This is a genomic window from Sorangium sp. So ce1335 (genome assembly GCF_051521615.1).
Taxonomy (GTDB): Bacteria; Myxococcota_A; Polyangia; order Polyangiales; family Polyangiaceae; genus Sorangium.
Genome location: NZ_CP150363.1, coordinates 6,783,258 through 6,800,370, shown reverse-complemented (window position 1 = coordinate 6,800,370; position 17,113 = coordinate 6,783,258). Strand labels below are relative to the sequence as shown.

Annotated in this window: 14 protein-coding genes; 10 read left to right on the top strand and 4 right to left on the bottom strand. The window is 72.6% G+C overall.

From position 1 onward, the window contains the following. The first annotated feature begins 83 nt into the window (after positions 1-83). Positions 84-572, top strand: coding sequence for an FHA domain-containing protein (locus tag WMF24_RS25185; protein WP_437729924.1), 489 nt, complete (start codon positions 84-86; stop codon positions 570-572). Between the two features lie 105 nt (positions 573-677). Here WMF24_RS25185 and WMF24_RS25180 read toward each other — a convergent pair whose 3' ends face one another. Further along, positions 678-1,742, bottom strand: coding sequence for a hypothetical protein (locus WMF24_RS25180; protein ID WP_437729923.1), 1,065 nt, complete (start codon positions 1,740-1,742; stop codon positions 678-680). A gap of 389 nt (positions 1,743-2,131) precedes the next feature. On the opposite strand from WMF24_RS25180, the gene WMF24_RS25175 reads away from it, so the two are divergent. Continuing rightward, the gene (locus tag WMF24_RS25175; RefSeq protein ID WP_437729922.1) at positions 2,132-3,205 is read left to right on the top strand and encodes a hypothetical protein; all 1,074 of its coding nucleotides are present in this window, start codon (positions 2,132-2,134) and stop codon (positions 3,203-3,205) included. Next, complete coding sequence (locus WMF24_RS25170; protein WP_437729921.1) at positions 3,205-4,704, top strand: hypothetical protein; 1,500 nt, start codon at positions 3,205-3,207, stop codon at positions 4,702-4,704. Before WMF24_RS25175 ends, WMF24_RS25170 begins: the two co-directional genes overlap by 1 nt. A 42-nt stretch (positions 4,705-4,746) precedes the next feature. Here WMF24_RS25170 and WMF24_RS25165 read toward each other — a convergent pair whose 3' ends face one another. Continuing rightward, positions 4,747-4,932: a hypothetical protein gene (locus WMF24_RS25165; RefSeq protein WP_437729920.1), complete on the bottom strand. Its 186-nt coding sequence runs from the start codon at positions 4,930-4,932 to the stop codon at positions 4,747-4,749. Between the two features lie 130 nt (positions 4,933-5,062). Between WMF24_RS25165 and WMF24_RS25160 the strand changes: the two genes are divergently transcribed. The 4 genes from WMF24_RS25160 (at position 5,063) to WMF24_RS25145 (ending at position 10,846) form a co-directional block, all read left to right on the top strand. Continuing rightward, positions 5,063-6,583 carry a hypothetical protein gene (locus tag WMF24_RS25160; protein WP_437729919.1) on the top strand — a complete coding sequence of 507 codons (1,521 nt, stop codon included), beginning with the start codon at positions 5,063-5,065 and terminating at the stop codon, positions 6,581-6,583. Positions 6,584-7,053: 470 nt separating this feature from the next. Continuing rightward, positions 7,054-8,394 carry a sigma-70 family RNA polymerase sigma factor gene (locus WMF24_RS25155; RefSeq protein ID WP_437729918.1) on the top strand — a complete coding sequence of 447 codons (1,341 nt, stop codon included), beginning with the start codon at positions 7,054-7,056 and terminating at the stop codon, positions 8,392-8,394. Positions 8,395-8,857: 463 nt separating this feature from the next. Continuing rightward, positions 8,858-9,592 (top strand): TetR/AcrR family transcriptional regulator, encoded by a 735-nt coding sequence (locus WMF24_RS25150; protein WP_437729917.1) that lies wholly within the window; start codon positions 8,858-8,860, stop codon positions 9,590-9,592. A gap of 6 nt (positions 9,593-9,598) precedes the next feature. Continuing rightward, on the top strand, positions 9,599-10,846 hold the full coding sequence (locus WMF24_RS25145) for a cytochrome P450 (protein WP_437729916.1): 1,248 nt from the start codon (positions 9,599-9,601) through the stop codon (positions 10,844-10,846). A 91-nt stretch (positions 10,847-10,937) separates the two neighbouring features. On the opposite strand, the gene WMF24_RS25140 is transcribed toward WMF24_RS25145, so the two are convergent. Both WMF24_RS25140 and WMF24_RS25135 read right to left on the bottom strand, forming a co-directional pair. Continuing rightward, on the bottom strand, positions 10,938-12,206 hold the full coding sequence (locus WMF24_RS25140; RefSeq protein ID WP_437729915.1) for an RNA polymerase sigma factor: 1,269 nt from the start codon (positions 12,204-12,206) through the stop codon (positions 10,938-10,940). After that, positions 12,203-12,598 (bottom strand): YciI family protein, encoded by a 396-nt coding sequence (locus WMF24_RS25135; RefSeq protein ID WP_437729914.1) that lies wholly within the window; start codon positions 12,596-12,598, stop codon positions 12,203-12,205. Before WMF24_RS25135 ends, WMF24_RS25140 begins: the two co-directional genes overlap by 4 nt. A 181-nt stretch (positions 12,599-12,779) precedes the next feature. Here WMF24_RS25135 and WMF24_RS25130 point away from each other — a divergent pair, with 181 nt between their 5' ends. The 3 genes from WMF24_RS25130 to WMF24_RS25120 all read left to right on the top strand — a co-directional run bounded on the left by WMF24_RS25130 (position 12,780) and on the right by WMF24_RS25120 (position 16,742). Continuing rightward, positions 12,780-13,886, top strand: coding sequence for a DUF3089 domain-containing protein (locus tag WMF24_RS25130; RefSeq protein ID WP_437729913.1), 1,107 nt, complete (start codon positions 12,780-12,782; stop codon positions 13,884-13,886). A 711-nt stretch (positions 13,887-14,597) separates the two neighbouring features. Beyond that, entirely contained in the window at positions 14,598-15,461 is an 864-nt protein-coding gene (locus WMF24_RS25125) for a tyrosine-type recombinase/integrase (protein ID WP_437729912.1), read from the top strand. Between the two features lie 6 nt (positions 15,462-15,467). Next, positions 15,468-16,742 (top strand): IS91 family transposase, encoded by a 1,275-nt coding sequence (locus WMF24_RS25120; protein ID WP_437729911.1) that lies wholly within the window; start codon positions 15,468-15,470, stop codon positions 16,740-16,742. The last annotated feature ends 371 nt before the right edge of the window (positions 16,743-17,113 follow it).

The window sequence follows — 17,113 nt, the reverse complement described above, 5'->3', positions numbered from 1 at the left end:
CTCGAACAGCACGGAACCTGGGGGAAGATCCGCTCATGTTGACCTTCGCGACCCTTTGTGCCCAGAGCCGCGCGCTCTCACGGATGGCCTTCGATCGGAGATACCCCCACGCCTGGCTGCTCCGGGAGCTCGGCCCCGAGGACCAGCCGCCTCCGTCGTTCAAGACCGTCTTTGCCGGCACCTCGCCCGGGTCGGCCGGCCAACCGACGCTGTGCCGTCACCGGATCTCGTCGGGCATGAGCGTCGCGTCCCACGGCTGCGAGCTCCTGGCCGTGGCCAAGCGCCCGGAGAGCCCCTGGCAAGATCGCATCCTCATCGGACGCGCCTTGAACAGCGATATCGTCCTCCGCGACCAGTCCGTCTCCAAGGTCCACGCGCACATCTCGATCGTCGACACGGACACCCCGGTCCTCCACGCGAGGAAGAGCACCAACGGGACCTTCCTGAACGACCGGCTCCTCACGCCGGCCGGCGACGGCGTGCCCCTCCGCAGCGGCGACATCCTCCAGTTCGGCAACGTCATCTGCGAGTTCATCCACAACGCCGATCTCTACCGGCTGATGAACCGCTGACACCGCCGCTCGCCGCCGGCCCGCGCTCCACCCGGCCGCTCCCCGCTGGCCGGCGCGTCCCTCGTCGCTCGCCGCGCGCGAGCGCCCTCCCGCGCGCGGTCGGGATCAGCGCCGCGCCGGGTGCGGCGCGCTGAACAGCACCTCCACCGGGCCCGCCTGCGTCTCCACCACGTAGCGCGCGTCCACCGGGGCGCCGCCGCGGAAGGCCCTCGCGACCTCCTTGCGCCGCTTCATCAGCTCGACGAGGCCGAGCGCGAGCGCCTCGGAGGCGGTGAGCTCCTTCGGCGTCGGCTTGCGGCCAATGAGGTCCTCGTCGATCATCGCGAGCATCGGGTACGCGTCCGGCCCGGCGAGCTCCCAGCGCTGCTCGGCGACCTCGGCGCGCAGCGCGGGGTGCAGGTCGCCCGCGCGGTCGAAGCTCAGCGAGAAGAAGCCCGCCGGCAGCGAGGCGGGCGGCGTGTCCGGGTGCCGCGCGGTCTCCTCGAAGTAGAGCTCGAACCCCTGCGCGCTCTCGAACAGGAGCACGCCGTGGCTCTGGCCGGCCTGCCCGACGATGCACAGCGCGAGATCGCGCGCGCCGAGCGACGGGATCGACAGCGCCATGATGTCGGCGTCGCTCGGCACGGCCTTCCAGGGCGTCGCGCGGTAGAGCGCGGCCGCCGCGCGGAAGAACGACGCCATCGCCGGCGCCTCGATGCCGCCCCCGAGGAAGCTCGGCGTCAGCCGGCCGTCCCGCGCGCCGAGGTGCTCCTCCAGGTCCTCGGCGACGGCGTCGATCTCGGGCGTCGGCGCGACGCGCACCTCGACCTCCGGGCCGAGCCGCGCGCGCAGCGCGTCCGCGAGCCCCGGCGAGGCCACGCGCACGCGCCGGGGCAGGCGCGGCTCGCCGTCGAGCGGCTCCCTGGCGGCGGCCTCGAAGCTGTCGACCGCGCCCGCCACGACGTCGCCCGGGCGCAGCGCGGCGCAGCTCAGGACGGCGCCGCGCTCGGTCATCCAGACGACCGCCTCGGGCCGGTACGCGTCGTCGCCCTCGTGCACGAACGCGCGCAGGGAGAAGAAGCCGCCGATCCACGCCTCGTCCCGGTGCGGCAGGGGCGCCGCGCTCTTCCTGGGGGCCTTCGCGGCGATCTTCTTGGGCCGCTTCTTCTTCGGGGCTGGCACGGAGGACATCAGGGCACCTGTTCGCGGGGACCGCTCCAGCCGGTACGCTCGGTGATCGGGGCTCGATGACCGGGGACGAGCGGAGACGAGGGGAACGAGGGAAACGAGGAGAACGGGAGGGGGCGACACCGGCCGCGGACGCGCAACGCTAGCGCAAAGGTCGCGCGGGGCGAAGGTCGGGCGGGCGCGCGCTCCGCTCGCGCCGTTGCAGCGACGGCGCGACGGCGAGCGCGGCCCGCGCGCAGCCCCCGCCCCGGGCGCCGGCGCGCGGGGAGCCCAGGGGGGCCTTTCGTCCTGGCGATCCCCGCGGTGCCCTGTTATCCGTCGTCGCGGTCCAGCGCATGGATCCGGACCGGGTGCCGCGCGCCGACCGTCCAGGGGACTCGATGCGTGAAGAGATGTGCAGAAGGTCCCGCGGCCTGGCGCGCGGCGCGGGTCGCGCGGCGCGGGCGGGCGTCGGCCGCCTCGCGCTCGGGCTCCTCGTCGCGCTGGCCGCCTCGGCGCCGGCGGCCCCCGCCCGCGCCGAGCCGACGGCGATCGGGGAGCGCGCGCGGGCCGACCAGCTCCGCCGGGAGGCGGGGGAGCTCATGGCGAGCGGCCGGCCCGATGCGGCCTGTCCGAAGCTCGAGGAGAGCCACCGGCTGAACCCCTCGATCGGGACGCAGCTCGAGCTCGCGAGGTGCCGTGAGGCCACGGGGCGCCTCGCGACGGCGTGGGCCCTCTACGCCGAGGTCGCGACCGCGGCGGAGAAGGCGGGCGACGCGCGGCAGGCCGCGGAGGCGCGCGAGCGCGCGGCGGCGATGGAGCAGCGGCTCCCGAAGCTCGCGATCGTCGCGTCCGCCGAGGTGCAGGGGCTGCCGGGGCTCGAGGTGACGCTCGACGGCGAGGACGCGCGGGGCCTCCTCGGCGCGGCGCGCCCTGTCGAGCCGGGGACGCGCCGGGTGACCGCGACAGCGCCCGGCATGCAGGGCTTCTCGCGCGAGGTCGAGGCGAGCCGGCCGGGACAGCTCGTCGAGGTCCGCATCCCGGCGCTCCGGCCCGAGGTGCCGGCGGGGGAGCCGCCGCCTGCCCCTCCCATCGAGCGGCGCGCGCTGGCGCCGCACGGCGCGAGGCCCGATCCGATCCACCGGAACCTGATGTGGGTGACGGGCGGGCTCGCGCTCGCGGGCATCGCGCTCGGGAGCACCTTCGGAGGTCTCGCGATCTCCACATGGGACAAGGTCGGGAACGCCGCCCCGACGGCGTGCCGGGATCCGGTGCGTTACCGGGACTGCGCGCGGCCGGTGCCCGATCTGTCCAGGAGGGCGATGTCGTACGCGACCGTCTCCGATTTTTCCTTCATCGCCGCGGGCGCGGCGCTCGCCGGCACGGCCGTCCTGTGGTGGACGTTGCCCCCGGACGGGCCGCGCGCGAGCGCCCGCGTGCACGTCGCGCCGGGCGTCCTCGGCGGCGCCTTCGTCGGGGTGTTCTGATGAGGAAGACGCTCGAACGTCGCGCCTGGCCCTGGCTTGCGAGCGCCCTTGCCGCGGCGAGCGCCGCGGGGTGCGCGCAGGTCGCGGGCATCGAGTTCATCAACGAGGACGATCTGGGCGCCGGGGGAGGCACGTCCAGCGAGCCCGGGTACACGTGCCAGTGGGCGATGCCCTTCGGCGACGCCGACACGGCGCTCGGCGGCATCGAGGTCGACAGGGACGGCACCTTGTGGCTGGCGGGCGGCTTCCAGGGGACGCTCGCGCTGGCGGGCGGCGAGGCGCTCCGGGCGGCTGGCGCGGGCAAGGACGTCTTCGTGGCGCACCTCGCGCGCGACGGGAACCACATCTGGAGCGGGCGCTTCGGGAACGCGGAGAATGACACCGCGACCCACGTCCACCAGGCGACCGCGATAGCCCTCGGCGATGGCGGCGTCTACGTGGCGGGCGACTTCACCGGCAGCCTGTCGTTCGGCGCGGACTGCGCGCTGCCCGCGGACGGGGGCGACGGCGACGTGTTCCTGGCGCGGCTCGACAGGAGCGATCCGGGCGGGGTCGCGGCGTGCACGACGCACGGATCCAGCCGCCTCGACGAGGCGAAGGCGGTCGCCGTGGACGGCGACCGCGTCGTCCTCCTGACGTCGCTCAACGGCGGCGCGGACATGGGCTTCGCCAGCCACGACGGGCAGACGCTCCTGGACGCGTGCACCGGCGTCTTCTCGGGCCGCGAGGGGGGGAGCTACCGGCCCCGCGCGCTCCGCGCGTCCTCCGGCGAGGCGCTCGTGATCGCCGATTTCGAGGGCCGCGTGAACCTCGGCTTCCCCGGCGACGAGCGCGCGCTGCCGCCCGGCGGCGAGGCCGCCGAGGGCGTCGACGCCTTCCTCACGTCGTTCCCCGCGGCCTGGATCTGCGGCGGATCGAGCGACGACGGCGCGGGCCTCTGGTACCGGCACTACGCCGCGCTGCCCGGCGATCAGCGCGCCGCCGCGATCGCGGTGCACAGGGAGGGCATCGCCCTGGCCGGCTCGTTCCAGGGGGAGATCGACCTCGCTGGCCAGCCCGACGGCGGGCTCGTCTCCAGCGAGGAAGACGGCTTCATCGCGCACCTCGACCGGCGCGGCGTCGCCCGGTGGGCCAAGCACCTCGGGGGCAGCCTGGCCCAGTCGGCGCAGGTCGTCGGCGTCGACGCCTCCGAGAAGTCCGCCAAGATCGTCGTGGCCGGGCACTTCCAGCAGCAGATGAGGACCGACGACGCGGAGGTCAGCGGCGAGGGCGTCGAGGGCGACATCTTCCTCGCGCGGCTCGACGCCGCGAGCGGCGAGGTCGAGTGGAGCGGCGCGCTCGCCGGCCCTGGGCTGCAGCAGATACAGGCGCTCGCCCTCTCCGGGACGGACATCTTCCTCGCGGGCACCCTCACCGGCGACTTCAGGCTCCTCAACTGCGAGGTCGAGGTCGCGGACGGTCAGCTCTTCGTCGCCAAGCTGTCGGTCTCGTCGCGCTGAGGGGCCGATCGCCGGGCGTGGCGGCTTTCTCTCGCGCCGGGCTCATCCGGCTTCGGCGCAGTCGTCGTCGAGGTCACGCGCCCCGCGGGCGGCCCGCGCGGCGAGGCGGCGGCTGGATCGCGACAGGACAGTGCCATCGATGAACGGCGCGCAGAGGCGGAGCAACAGAGCCGGCATGACCAGAAATTCAGGCGCTTTCCGCTCGGCATCTCTCAGGTTCAGGTGCATTTCGGTCCCGGTCTCCCTCTCGGTTCTCCTCGCCGTCGCCGCGTGCGAACCCGTCGACGGCGGAGGCGGCGGCGGATCGGGCGGCGCGGCGGGTGAAGGCGGCAGCGGCGGCGCTGGCGCTGCGCCCTCGATGGGAGAGGGTGGAGGCGGCGGTCCCAGCGGCGAAGGCGGCAGCGGTGGCGCCGGCGAAGGCGGCAGCGGCGGCGCCGGCGAAGGCGGCAGCGGTGGCGCCGGCGAAGGCGGCAGCGGCGGCGCCGGCGAAGGCGGCAGCGGTGGCGCCGGCGAAGGCGGCAGCGGCGGCGCCGGCGAAGGCGAAGGCGGCAGCGCCGGCGAAGGCGGCAGCGGCGGCGCCGGCGAAGGCGGCAGCGGCGGCGCCGGCGAAGGCGGCAGCGGCGGCGCCGGCGAAGGCGGCAGCGGTGGCGCCGGCGAGGGAAGCGTCGGGCTGGTCTGGGCGCACGGCTACGGCGGCCCCGGCAACGAGCGCGGAGCGGCCATCGCCAGCGACGCCGCGGGCAACTTCTACGTCACGGGCGCCTTCGAAGGAACCGTCGACTTCGGCGCCGGCCCTCTGACCAGCGCCGGAGGAGAGGACATCTTCCTCCTCAAGCTCGACCCCTCGGGCACGTTGCTCTGGAGCAAGCGCTTCGGGAGCTCCTCCAGGGAGAGGGGAGACGCCGTGGCCATCGACGGGAGCGGCAACGTCTTGCTCGCCGGCAGCTACAGCGGCGGGCTCGGCTATCCCACCGTCGATTTCGGCGGCGGACCGCTCGAGAGCTCCGACGACAGCGCGGTCGTCTTCGTGGTCAAGCTCGACGCCGCCGGCAACCACCTCTGGAGCCGGGGCCAGATCACGACCCCGATGTGGGGCCACCTCGGTGACATAGGCACGGATCAGCTCGCCGTCGATGCGCTCGGGGACGTGTACGCGGTCGTCTTCAACCGGCAGGAGGGCCCCTCGCCCTCCCTCGTCAAGCTGGACACGGCGGGGGCGGTCCTCTGGAATCAGGTGATCCCCGGCGAAGGGATGTATGAAACGCGCGGCCGCCTCGCGCTCGACGGCGCCGGCAACGTGCTGACAACGCTCGTGTCCATCCGAGGCCGCCCGTCGTGCCCGTGCGCCGAGCGCTTCGCCGTCTCCAAGTTCACGCCGGCGGGGGATATCGCCTGGAGCCGGCTCATCGGCCCCGAGCTCGCGGCAGACGCCGACACGGGAGCGACGGCGCTCGCGATCGCGGTCGACGCGGCGGACGAGGTCCTGGTGACGGGCTCCACGGATGGCACCGTCGATTTCGGCGGAGGTGCGCCGCCCGCCGGCCCCGTCCTCGTCAAGCTGGACGAGAACGGCGAGCACCTCTTCAGCCGGTCGATCCCCTTCGCCGACAGGATCGCCCTCGACCTCGACGGCAGCCTCCTCGTCGCGGGCGGCGGGCTCGCCAGGCTCGACGCGACAGGGGCGGCGATCTGGACGCTCCCCATCGCGGCCCCGGTGAGCGGCCTCGCCGTCTCGCCGCTCGGCACGATCGCGATCACCGGCGCCGCGCCCGCTGCGCTGGATCTCGGTGCGGGGCCGATCGCCCACGCCGGCGGATCCGACGTCTTCGTGGCCACGTTCGACCCCGAGGGCAACCCGGGTGCGCGCCACGGTCGTTGATCGTGCGCACCGCCGCCCCGAGCCCACGTACCCTCGACCCCTGAGCTCGCGCGCCGCGCCCGGCCGAGCACGCCTGGCACGCGCGGGCTCGACCGGCCGCGCAGCCAGCTGAGCGCGCCCCACGGAGCCCGGAGGATACCCCACCACAGCAGGCTCGGCCGCGCCGAGACGCCGCGCGGCGCGCCCGGCGGCGCCGCCGGGCGCGCCGAGACGCCGCGCGGCGCGCCCGGCGGCGCCGCCGGGCGCGCCGAGACGCCGCGCGGCGCGCCCGGCGGCGCCGCCGAGATGCAACGAAGCGCGCGTGGCAGTGGAAGCGGAACGAAAAATGCCGTAAAAGGGCGGCAGTAGGCTAGCCCTTCGATTTTCTGTTTACGTCCATAGCGGATAGAGTATCGAGGCGCCTCGCTGCTCGTATCTCCCTGCACCTCCGGGGGCAGGCACGCCGCAGCGGCAACACTGGAGCGCACTGAATGAGGTTCCGTTCCTCGCTCTCTGCGAGCGAGCCCGAATCGAGTGGTCCCGTTGTCATCGATTCCCCGGAGGAGCAGGGGGGCGATCGCGCCCCGGCGCGCCGCGGCCGGGCCGCGGTCGGGCACGCTGCGCCCGGCGCGACCGAGCTCTACTTCCGTGCGCTCGCTGGCAGCCAGCCGCTGACGCGCGAGGGGGAGGTCGCGATCGGCCGCCGCATCGAGGCGGGCGCGCTCGCGTGCGTCGAGGCCTGGGTCCGCTCGCCGGTCGCCCTGCGCGAGCTCGCCTGGACGGCGGAGGACGTGCAGGTGGGTGCGCTCAGCCTGCGGGATCTGCTGTGCGAGTCCGACGCCAGCGACGTCGACGCGGATGCCTGCTCGAAGCGGCTCGCGGGGCTCCTCGAGCTGGCCCGCGCGCTCCACGCCGGGCAGCGCACCGGCGACGATCTGGAGATCGCGCTCGCGGGCCTCGCCGCGGGCCTCGCCGAGCTGCGCCTCGATCCGGCCTTCGAGGAGCGCATCGAGCGGAGCCTGCGCGCGGCGGCGGCCGAGTCGACGGGGGCGGAGCGCGCGTCGATCGAGGGCACGATCGCGGCGATCGCGCGCGCCCGCCGCGCCGTGGCGCAGGCGAAGTCCGAGCTCGTCCAGGCGAACCTGCGCCTCGCTGTCGCCATCGCGCGCGAGCACCAGCGCTTCGGCGTCCCGCTGCTCGACCTCGTGCAGGAGGGCAACCTCGGTCTGATCCGCGCCGCCGACAAGTTCGAGTACCGCCGCGGCCACCGCTTCGGCACGTACGCCGCGTGGTGGATCAAGCAGGCGATCAAGCGGGCGGTCCTCAACCAGGGCAAGGCCGTGCGCATGCCGGTGCACCTCACCGCGATCCGGAGCCAGGTGGTGCGCGCCCGGCGGGACCTCGTGCAGGAGCGCGGGCGCGAGCCCTCGGTCGAGGAGGTCGCGGAGCGCAGCGGCCTGTCGGTCGAGAAGGTGCGCATGATCGGCGAGCTCGCGATGGATCCGCTCAGCCTCGACGCCCCCATCGGTGAGGAGGGGGACACCCGGTACGGCGATCTGCTGGCCGGCGAGGACCCCACGCCCGCCGACGTGCTGGCCCGGCGCCGCCTGATCGAGCAGACGCGCGAGCTGCTCGACTCGCTGCAGCCGCGCGAGCGCGAGCTCCTGCGCCGCCGCTTCGGGCTGGACGGCAACGAGGACGAGACGCTCGAGGAGATCGGGCAGTCGTTCTCGCTGACGCGCGAGCGCATCCGCCAGATCGAGGCGAAGCTGCTCGAGAAGCTCCGGATGCGCTCGCGGCAGCGAGAGCTCGGCTCGTACCTCGAAGGCTGACGGCTGACGGCGCGGGCCGCGTCGGCGTGATGCCGCCGCGCAGGCGCGCGGCGTGCCTCCGCTCGGCACAGCGACAGGACGTCCGCCCCGCGACGGCGCTCGCGGCGGAGGGGGCGTGCGCCGCGCGATGGCATCGCGCGGGGGGGCCGGGGGGTCCCGGGTTGAGTCGCCGGGGGGGGGGTCCCGGGTTGAGCCGTGGCGGCGTCCCGGGTTGAGTCGCGGGGGGCGTCCCGGGTTGAGCCGCGGGGGCGTCCCGGGTTGAGCCGCGGGGGGGGGGCGTCCCGGGTTGAGCCGCGGGGGCGTCCCGGGTTGAGCCGCGGGGGGGCGTCCCGGGTTGAGCCGCGGGGGGGCGTCCCGGGTTGAGCAGCCCACCGGTTGACCAGCCCAGGGGGAGCGCTACATTGACCGGGTGACGTTTGACCAATTTTCGAAATTGGTCAAACGCCCGTGATGGAGCATGAGCTTGGCCGACGGGGAGATTTCGAAGCATCGGCAGCGGGCCGAGCGGATCCTGGATGCAGCGGCGGACCTGGTGCTCCGCTGGGGCTACAAGCGCGTCACCATCGATGAGGTCGCCAAGCGGGCGGGTATCGGCAAGGGGACCGTCTACCTGCACTGGAGGACGCGCGAGGCGCTCTTCCTTGCCGTGCTCGCGCGCGAATCGGTGAAGCTGTACGACCGGATCATCGGGTCGATCCGCGAGGATCCAGCGGAGATCCTGCTGCACCGCTTGCTGCGGAGGACGCTCCTTCTGTTGAAAGAGTTTCCGCTGCTGCAAGCGATGTTCACCGGGGACACGGAGGTGCTCGGCAGCCTGCTCGAGGACAGGACGGTACGTCCGCTCCGGGGCCGCAAGTTCGCGTCGTTCCGCGACCACTTCGCGCTCCTGCGGTCGCACGGCCTGCTGCGCACCGACATGGCCGCGGAAGACCAGTTCTATGCGATCAACGCCTCGGTGTTCGGTTTCTACCTGCTCGATCCGCTGCTTCCGCCCGAGGAGCGGCGGTCGCTGGACGAGAGGGCCGACATCGTCGCCGCGATGGTGCGCAACGCCTGTGAGCCCGTTGAACCCCCCGATCCCGCGGTCCTCCGCGCGCTCGCGCCCGGGATCATCGACAAGTTCGTGCGGTTACGTGCTGACTACGTGCAGTTCGCACAAGGGAATTCGACCTCAACGCGGGAGAGCCCCGAGGAGTGAGCCGAGATGAGCACGACCGACGCGATCGCCCATCCGAACCAGCCGGATCTGGACCCGTTTCTGGCCTGGCTGCGCCATGGGCGAGAGTCCAGCCCGGTTCATGCTGACGACAGCCAGCGCACCTGGCACATCTTCCGTCACGCGGACATCCACCGCGTGCTGTCCGATCCGGCGACGTTCTCGTCGGACATGTCCAGGTTCATCCCGCCGCAGGCGGACTTCGATCTGTTCTCCCGGGGCAACTTCGTCCGGATGGACCCGCCGATGCACCGGAAGCTCCGCGATCTTGTGAGTCAGGCGTTCACGCCGCGCATCGTGTCCGGGCTCGCGCCGCGGATCGCGGCGCTCACGAGCGAGCTGCTCGACGGCGTCGGCGACGCCGAGCGCTTCGATCTGGTCGGGGCGCTGGCATACCCGCTGCCGGTGGTCGTGATCGCCGAGCTGCTCGGCGTCCCGGTGGCGGACCGGGCGTCGTTCCGGCGGTGGGCCGACACGCTGCTATCGAGGGAGGACACGGGCTCGCTGCCGGACGAGGCCATGATGAACCGCATGGCCCCGACGCTGCGGGAGATGAACGAGTACCTGCTGGCGCACATCCGGCAGCGCCGCGCCCGGCCCACCGACGATCTGATCGGCAAGCTGGTGGGCGCCGAGGTCGACGGGCACCGCCTCGAGGACGAGGAGATCGTCGGCTTCGTCGGCCTGCTGCTCCTCGCCGGCCACATCACGACGACCGCGCTGGTCGGCAATGCGATCCTCTGCCTCGACGAGAACCCCGCCGCAGCGGCCGAGCTGCGGGCCGACCCCTCGGGGATCCCGGCCGCCATCGAGGAGGTGCTCCGCTACCGCCCGCCGTTCCCGCGGCTCGCCCGGCGGACCACCACCGCGGTGGAGATCGGCGGGAAGCCGATCCCGGCGGATCAGATCCTGATGCTGTGGCTCGCCTCGGCGAACCGGGACAGCGCGCAGTTCGAGGACCCCGACCGGTTCAACATTCACCGCAAGCCGAACCCGCACCTGAGCTTCGGGTACAGCATCCATTTCTGCCTCGGCGCCCCGCTCGCCCGGCTCGAGGCCAAGATCGCGCTGGAGATCCTGCTCGATCGCTACCAGGCCATCGCGGTGGCCCGCGACGACCGCAGCGAGTTCTTCAAGCCGTTCACGATGAACAGCGCCAGGCGGCTTCCGGTGGACGTGCAGGCAGCCCGGGCCGTGGCGAAGGGAGCGGCGCTGCGGGGCGTCGTCTCCGCGTAGCGCCCGCGCCCTGCCGTCATCGCGACGCGATCGGGGCTGACGTCCCCGGAGAATCGCGATATCGGGGCCGCCGCTGGCCTGCCGGCTGTCGTCACGTCGACTTCCGGGCGTCGCTCAGCCGCGCCGCCTGCGTCGCGAGGTAGTTCTGCTCCGGGATGTTCGTCGTGCGGCTGGCCGCTCTCCTGTAGTGCGCGCTCGCAGCTTCGTGATCTCCGGCCCGCTCCAGCAGGTGCGCGCGGACGGCGTCGAGGCGGTAATGGCCGGTGAGCCGAGGGTCCTTGTCGAGGTCCTCCAGCAGAGCGAGCCCGGCGCGAGGCCCGTGCACCATGGCTGCCGCGACCGCGTGGCTGAGCGCGACCATCGGATTGTCGGACATCCGCATCAGCACGCCATAGAGCGCCAGGATCTGCGGCCAGTCCGTGTCGTCGGCGCGCGCCGCCTCGTCGTGCACCGCCGCGATCGCGGCCTGGAGTTGATACGGGCCGACGGAGCCGCTCGACAGCGCCGCGGTGACGAGCGCGACGCCCTCGGCGATGGCGCCCTGGTCCCAGAGGCTCCGGTCCTGCTCGTGGAGGGGGATCAGCTCGCCCGCGGGCCCGGTGCGCGCCGCGCGCCGCGCGTCGGTCAGCAGCATCAGCGCGAGCAGGCCCGCGACCTCGCCGTCGCCGGGGAGGAGCGCGTGCACGGCGCGGGTCAGGCGGATCGCCTCGATCGACAGATCGGTGCGGTGGAGCTCGGGGCCGGAGCTCGTCGTGTAGCCCTCGTTGAAGATCAGGTAGAGCACGTGAAGCACGGCGCCGAGCCGCTGCGCGCGCTCCTCGGGCGTGGGCAACTGGAAGGGCACGCCGGAGGCCTTGATGGTCTGCTTTGCACGGCTGATCCGCTGCGCCATCGTGGCTTCCGGGACGAGGAAAGCCCTGGCGATCTCGGCCGTGGTGAGGCCGCCGACCGCGCGGAGCGTGAGCGCGATGGCGGAGGACGGCGACAGGGCGGGGTGACAGCACATGAAGAGGAGGGCGAGCGTGTCGTCCTGCTCGGGGGGGTCGTCGCTGTCGGGGGCGAGGGCGATCTGCTGCTCGGGCGGGACGAGGCTGACGACGAACGCCTCGCGGCGACGGCGGGCGGCCTCGCTGCGGACGTGATCGGTGATGCGCCGCGACGCCACCTGGATGAGCCAGGCGCGCGGCTCGTCCGGCACGCCGTCGCGCGGCCACTGCGTGGCCGCGGCGAGCAGCGCTTCCTGGACGGCGTCCTCCGAGGCGGCGAAGTCGCGGAAGCGGCGGAGGACCGCGGCGAGCACCTGCGGCGCGAGGTCGCGCAGCAGGTGCTCGGCCGGGGCGTCGCGCGACGGGGAGGTCACAGGAGATCTCTGGGCGGCGCGCTCATCACCTCGCGGACCTCGATCCCCATGTTGAGCGGCGCGCCGCCGGGGCCGGGCGCGGCGGACGCCTCCGCGGCGATCTCGTAGGCGCGCTCGGGGGTGTCGACCTCGACGATCCAGTACCCGGCGAGGAACTCCTTGGTCTCCGGGAACACGCCGTCGGTGATCGGCTTGCCGTCCTTGCCGGCGCGCACGAGCTTGGCCTGCTCGGGCCCGGAGAGGCCTTCGGCGGCCACGAGCTCGCCCGAGTCGCTGAGCTTCTTATGGAAGCTCTTCATGAAGGCGATGTGCGCGTGGAGGTCCTTCTGCGGCCAGCTTGCAACCTGGTACGGCCCGTCGTGCGGGGTGTTCATCATCAGCATGTATTTCATGGTCGGCTCCCTCTCATCACTGGCGCCCCGGGCGCGGGGCGCGTTCACAGATAGGTCGGAGCCGCGGGCGGCGTCTCGACATCGCAGGCGATGGTAGCGAAGAAATTTGAGGACCGACATGGGGGATGACGTGGGGTATGTGGGTAGATGGCGGCTGACCAGGCCAGGTTGGGGACGCGCAGTGATAGGGCCAGCGCGGATCGCCCTCACGGTCGTGCTCGGCCTCGTCGCCGTCGCGGTGATCGCGCTGCTGAACGTCGGCGTGCTCGTCCGCTTCGCCATGACGCCGGAGGTCCCCTTCGACGCTGCGAAGCTGCCGCCGGCGCCGGACTACGCGGACCCACGGAGCTGGAGCGCGCTTCCGGAGCGCGACGACGTCGGGGATCTCTGGCCGCCCGGCGCGCCAGCCGCGGATCAGCGCCGCGCCGCAGCCGACGTCTTCTATGTTCACGCGACGTCCTACGTGGGCAGCTCCTGGAACGCCTCCACGGGCGATCCCACGACCAACCAGGCCACGGATCGGGGGGCCACGCGCGTCCAGGCGACCGCGTTCAACGGTTGTTGCGCGGTGTATGCACCGCGGTACCGGCAGGCGAACGGCATGGCGTTCACGCGAGCGTCTGCCGACGGCGCCCGCGCGTTCGATGTGGCCTACGGCGATGTGAAGCGGGCCTTCGACGACTTCAACGCGAGGCGCGGCGCCGGCCGTCCGTTCCTCCTCGCCGCCCACAGCCAGGGGGCCGTGATGACGGAGCGGCTGCTGTACGACGCGATCTCTCGCTCCCCGCTCCGGGACCAGCTCGTGGCGGCCTACCTCGTCGGCGCCGCGGTCACCATCGACGGGCTGCGCGAGCGCGCGCCCGACATCCCGGCGTGCAGCGCGCCGGACGATCTCCACTGTGTCGTCGCGTGGAACGCGCGCGGACCGACGTATGCGCCGAGCGAGTTCGAGATGCACCGGGCGGATCCCCGCGAGCGGCTCTGCACCAACCCCATGTCCTGGCGGACGGACGGAGCCCTCGCGCCCGCGACGCTACACCTGGGCGCGGTGTTCCTCGAGAGCGACGATCCGGCGCCGCGCGTCGGGCTCGTGGGGGGCGCGCGATGCGTGAACGGTACGCTCGTCCTTCATCACGTCGGCGCCACGCCGCGCGACCTCCCTAGCCGTATCCTCGATCGCGTGCTCGGTGACGGGAACTATCACGCGATCGAATACCAGCTCTTCTTCATGAACATCCGGGAGAACGCCGCGGCGAGGGTGACCGCGTTTCTCTCGGCACACAGGTGAGCGAGCCGACGCGGATCGGGGCCGCGGGCGTCAGAGGGCAGGCGAGCTGGAGCGACCTTCGCGCGTCGGGTATTCAAGCAATACGGTCTGTCTTCGGGGACGGGGCCTGTCGTGCTCCTCCCGCGCAGGAGCCGACCCGACCCGGCTCAACCCGACCCAGGTTGGGGCGGCTCAACCCGACCCGGGGAAACCGACCCAGGTTGGGGGAACCGACCCAGGTTGGGGGAACCGACCCAGGTTGGGGGAACCGACCCAGGTTGGGGGAACCGACCCAGGTTGGGGTCGCCCGTTGGGGGGAAACCGACCCAGGTTGGGGGAACCGGACCCAGGTTGGACCAAGCCGCTTCGCGGCAGCTCCAGCCACCATGAGACCTTGGGAGCCATGGACCTGGCGGCGGCGCTCGGGCCCCCGAGCGAGCGCGATGCGGACGAGGTGCAGGAGTTCGGCGTGAGGCTCAAGAAGATGCTGCGGGCTCTGCTTCGTTGAGCATTCCGGATACCGAGCCGCGATTTCCTTCCGCGGCTCGGGTCCTTGTCGTCGTTGCAGTTGTCGCGGCAGTGATTGCTGCCGCAGCGCGGCTTTTGCCGGTATTCCCTGCGAAAATAAACGCCCGGCGCAGCGCAGGACTGCCCGCCTGCCGCCTCATTCCCTGCCCACCCTGCCGGTCGCGACGCCCCTGCCCGGGCGCCGCGTTCACCAGGAGGGCAGCGATGGGACAGCTCCGCGATCGAATGGCCGAAGACCTGAAGCTGCGGCGATACAAGCCGTCGACATGCGACAATTACCTCCGCTGCGCACGGGCCTTCGTAGCCTACCACAGCAAGCCGCCGCAGCAGCTGGGTCTCGACGAGGTGCGCGCGTTTTTGCTCTACCTCGCCGAGCAGCGGAAGATCGCGGAGGCGACGCAGCACCAGTACGTGGCGGCGATCAAGTTTCTCTACGCCACCACGCTCGGGCGTCCGGAGGTCGCTGTCGCGATCCCGTGGCCGAAGGTACCCCAGAAGCTGCCGCCGGTCCTCAGCGGCACCGAGGTCGAGGCGCTGCTCAACGCGATCGGCTCGGTCAAGCAGCGCACGATCGTGCTGACGGCGTACGGCGCCGGTCTGCGCATCGATGAGGTCTGCTCGCTGCGGGTCGAGGACATCGACAGCAAGCGCCACCTCATCCACGTCCGCAATGGCAAGCACGGGCGTGATCGGTACGTGATGCTCAGCGCCCCCGTGCTGACCGCGCTGCGCATCTACTGGCGGGCGGAAAGACCCGCTGGACCGGAGCTGTTCCCGGGTCGCCAGCAGGGCTCGGTCATCTCGCACGAGGCGGTGCGCAGCGCGCTGCGCGAGGCGGCGAGGCGCTGCAAGCTGCACAAGCGCGTCACCCCGCACGTGCTGCGGCACAGCTTCGCTACCCACCTGCTCGAGCTCGGCACCGATATCCGCGTCATCCAGGCGCTGCTCGGCCACCGCTCCATCCGCACCACCGTCCGCTACGTCCGCGTCAGCCAGGCTCACATCGGTCGCACCCGCAGCCCGGCCGAAGTGCTCGGCACTCAGGAGGCCAAGAAGAAGCTCGGCTGAGCTCGCGTGCACCCGCATCGCCCGGCGCCGCGGCCCGCGGCCGCGGGTAGGCCTCGGCTCGAGGTCGCGGATATCGTCCGCGCCCACGGCGAGGCCTACCTGCGCGCGCACGCCGTCTCCGCCGCCCAGCGCAAGGTCCTGCGCGACATCGCTGCGTGCAGGACCGCGGTGCTCGGCGGCCATGTCGACGTGTGCACGAGCTGCGGCCACGAGCAGCCCTCGTACAACTCCTGCCGCAACCGCCACTGTCCCAAGTGCCAGAGCCTCAGCCAGGCCCGGTGGATCGCCGAGCGGCAGCAACGCATCCTGCCGACGCATTACTTCCACGTCGTCTTCACGCTCCCGGCCGAGCTGCGCCCGCTGGCGCTCGTCAACCAGCAGACGGTCTTCGATCTGCTCTTCCAGTGCGGCTCGCAGACCCTGCTCGCGCTCGGCCGCGATCCCAAGCGGCTCGGCGCCGACCTCGGTGTCACCGCCGTGCTGCACACCTGGAGCCGCGATCTCAGCTTCCATCCGCACCTGCACTGCATCGTCACCGGCGGCGGGCTTTCGCTCGACGGCTCGCGCTGGATCGAGGGGCGGCGCGGCTACCTCTTCCCTGTGCAGGTCCTCGGCAAGCTCTTCCGCGGCAAGTTGCTCGCCGCGCTTCGGCAGGCCTATGACCAAGGAGAGCTCGACCTGACCGGCGGGGCCGCCGCGCTGGCCAACCCCGCGGCCTTCGCTGCGCTGCTCGACGCGCTCTACCGCAAGCCCTGGGTGGTCTACGCCAAGCCGCCCTTTGCTGGGCCCGAGCAGGTCTTTGCCTACCTCGGTCGCTATACCCACCGTGTCGGGCTGTCCAATCACCGACTGCGGTCGATGGATGAGCGCGGCGTGTGCTTCCGGACCCGCGGAGACAAGACCGTGACGCTCTCCGCCGAGGAGTTTCTGCGTCGCTTCCTGCTGCACGTGCTGCCTCATCGCTTCGTGAAGATCCGACACTTCGGCTTGATGGCAGCGTGTCACGCCACCACCACGCTCGAGGTGGCACGCACGACGATCCTGGCGGCGCGAGACGCAGCGCAGCGCGCTGTCGGGGGAGAGGAGCGCCGGGAAGGCAGCTCTCACGAGCACGAGCCCTCTCCGCGCCACGTCGTCAAGGTCGACTGGTGCACGCTGCTCGCCGCGCTCACGGGGATCGACCTGTCCCTCTGTCCTCGCTGCGGTCAGGCTGCGATGGCTCGCCGTCCGCTGCCGTCGTGCGTCGTCGCCTCTTCCGCTGCTCCTCCGGACACGTCATGAGCATCGATGGCCTGGGCAGGAGCAACGACACCACCTCCGTTGCGCGGCGGTCAGGCATCGATCCGCCTTCTGCGCCGTCCATGGCGGCGGCGTGCGTGCTCCTGGGCCTCCGTCGGCGCCGCGCTCTGCCTCGGCACGTCTGCGCCCGACGTCGTGGCAGCGGGATGCCCCCCGCGTGCGAGCCCCGCCGAGCCCGCCCTCTGCTGCCTTCTCGGGCAGGATCCCCATAGGCCTCGCGACCGCTCCGCCCGGCCGCGAACCGGCCCGGTCCAACCCGACGTTTGCGGGACTGCGCCGGGACCTCGCCGCCGCCGCTGCTCAGGCGCAGTCCCGCAAACGCCTATTCGTTGGGGGAACCCGGGGGAAACCGA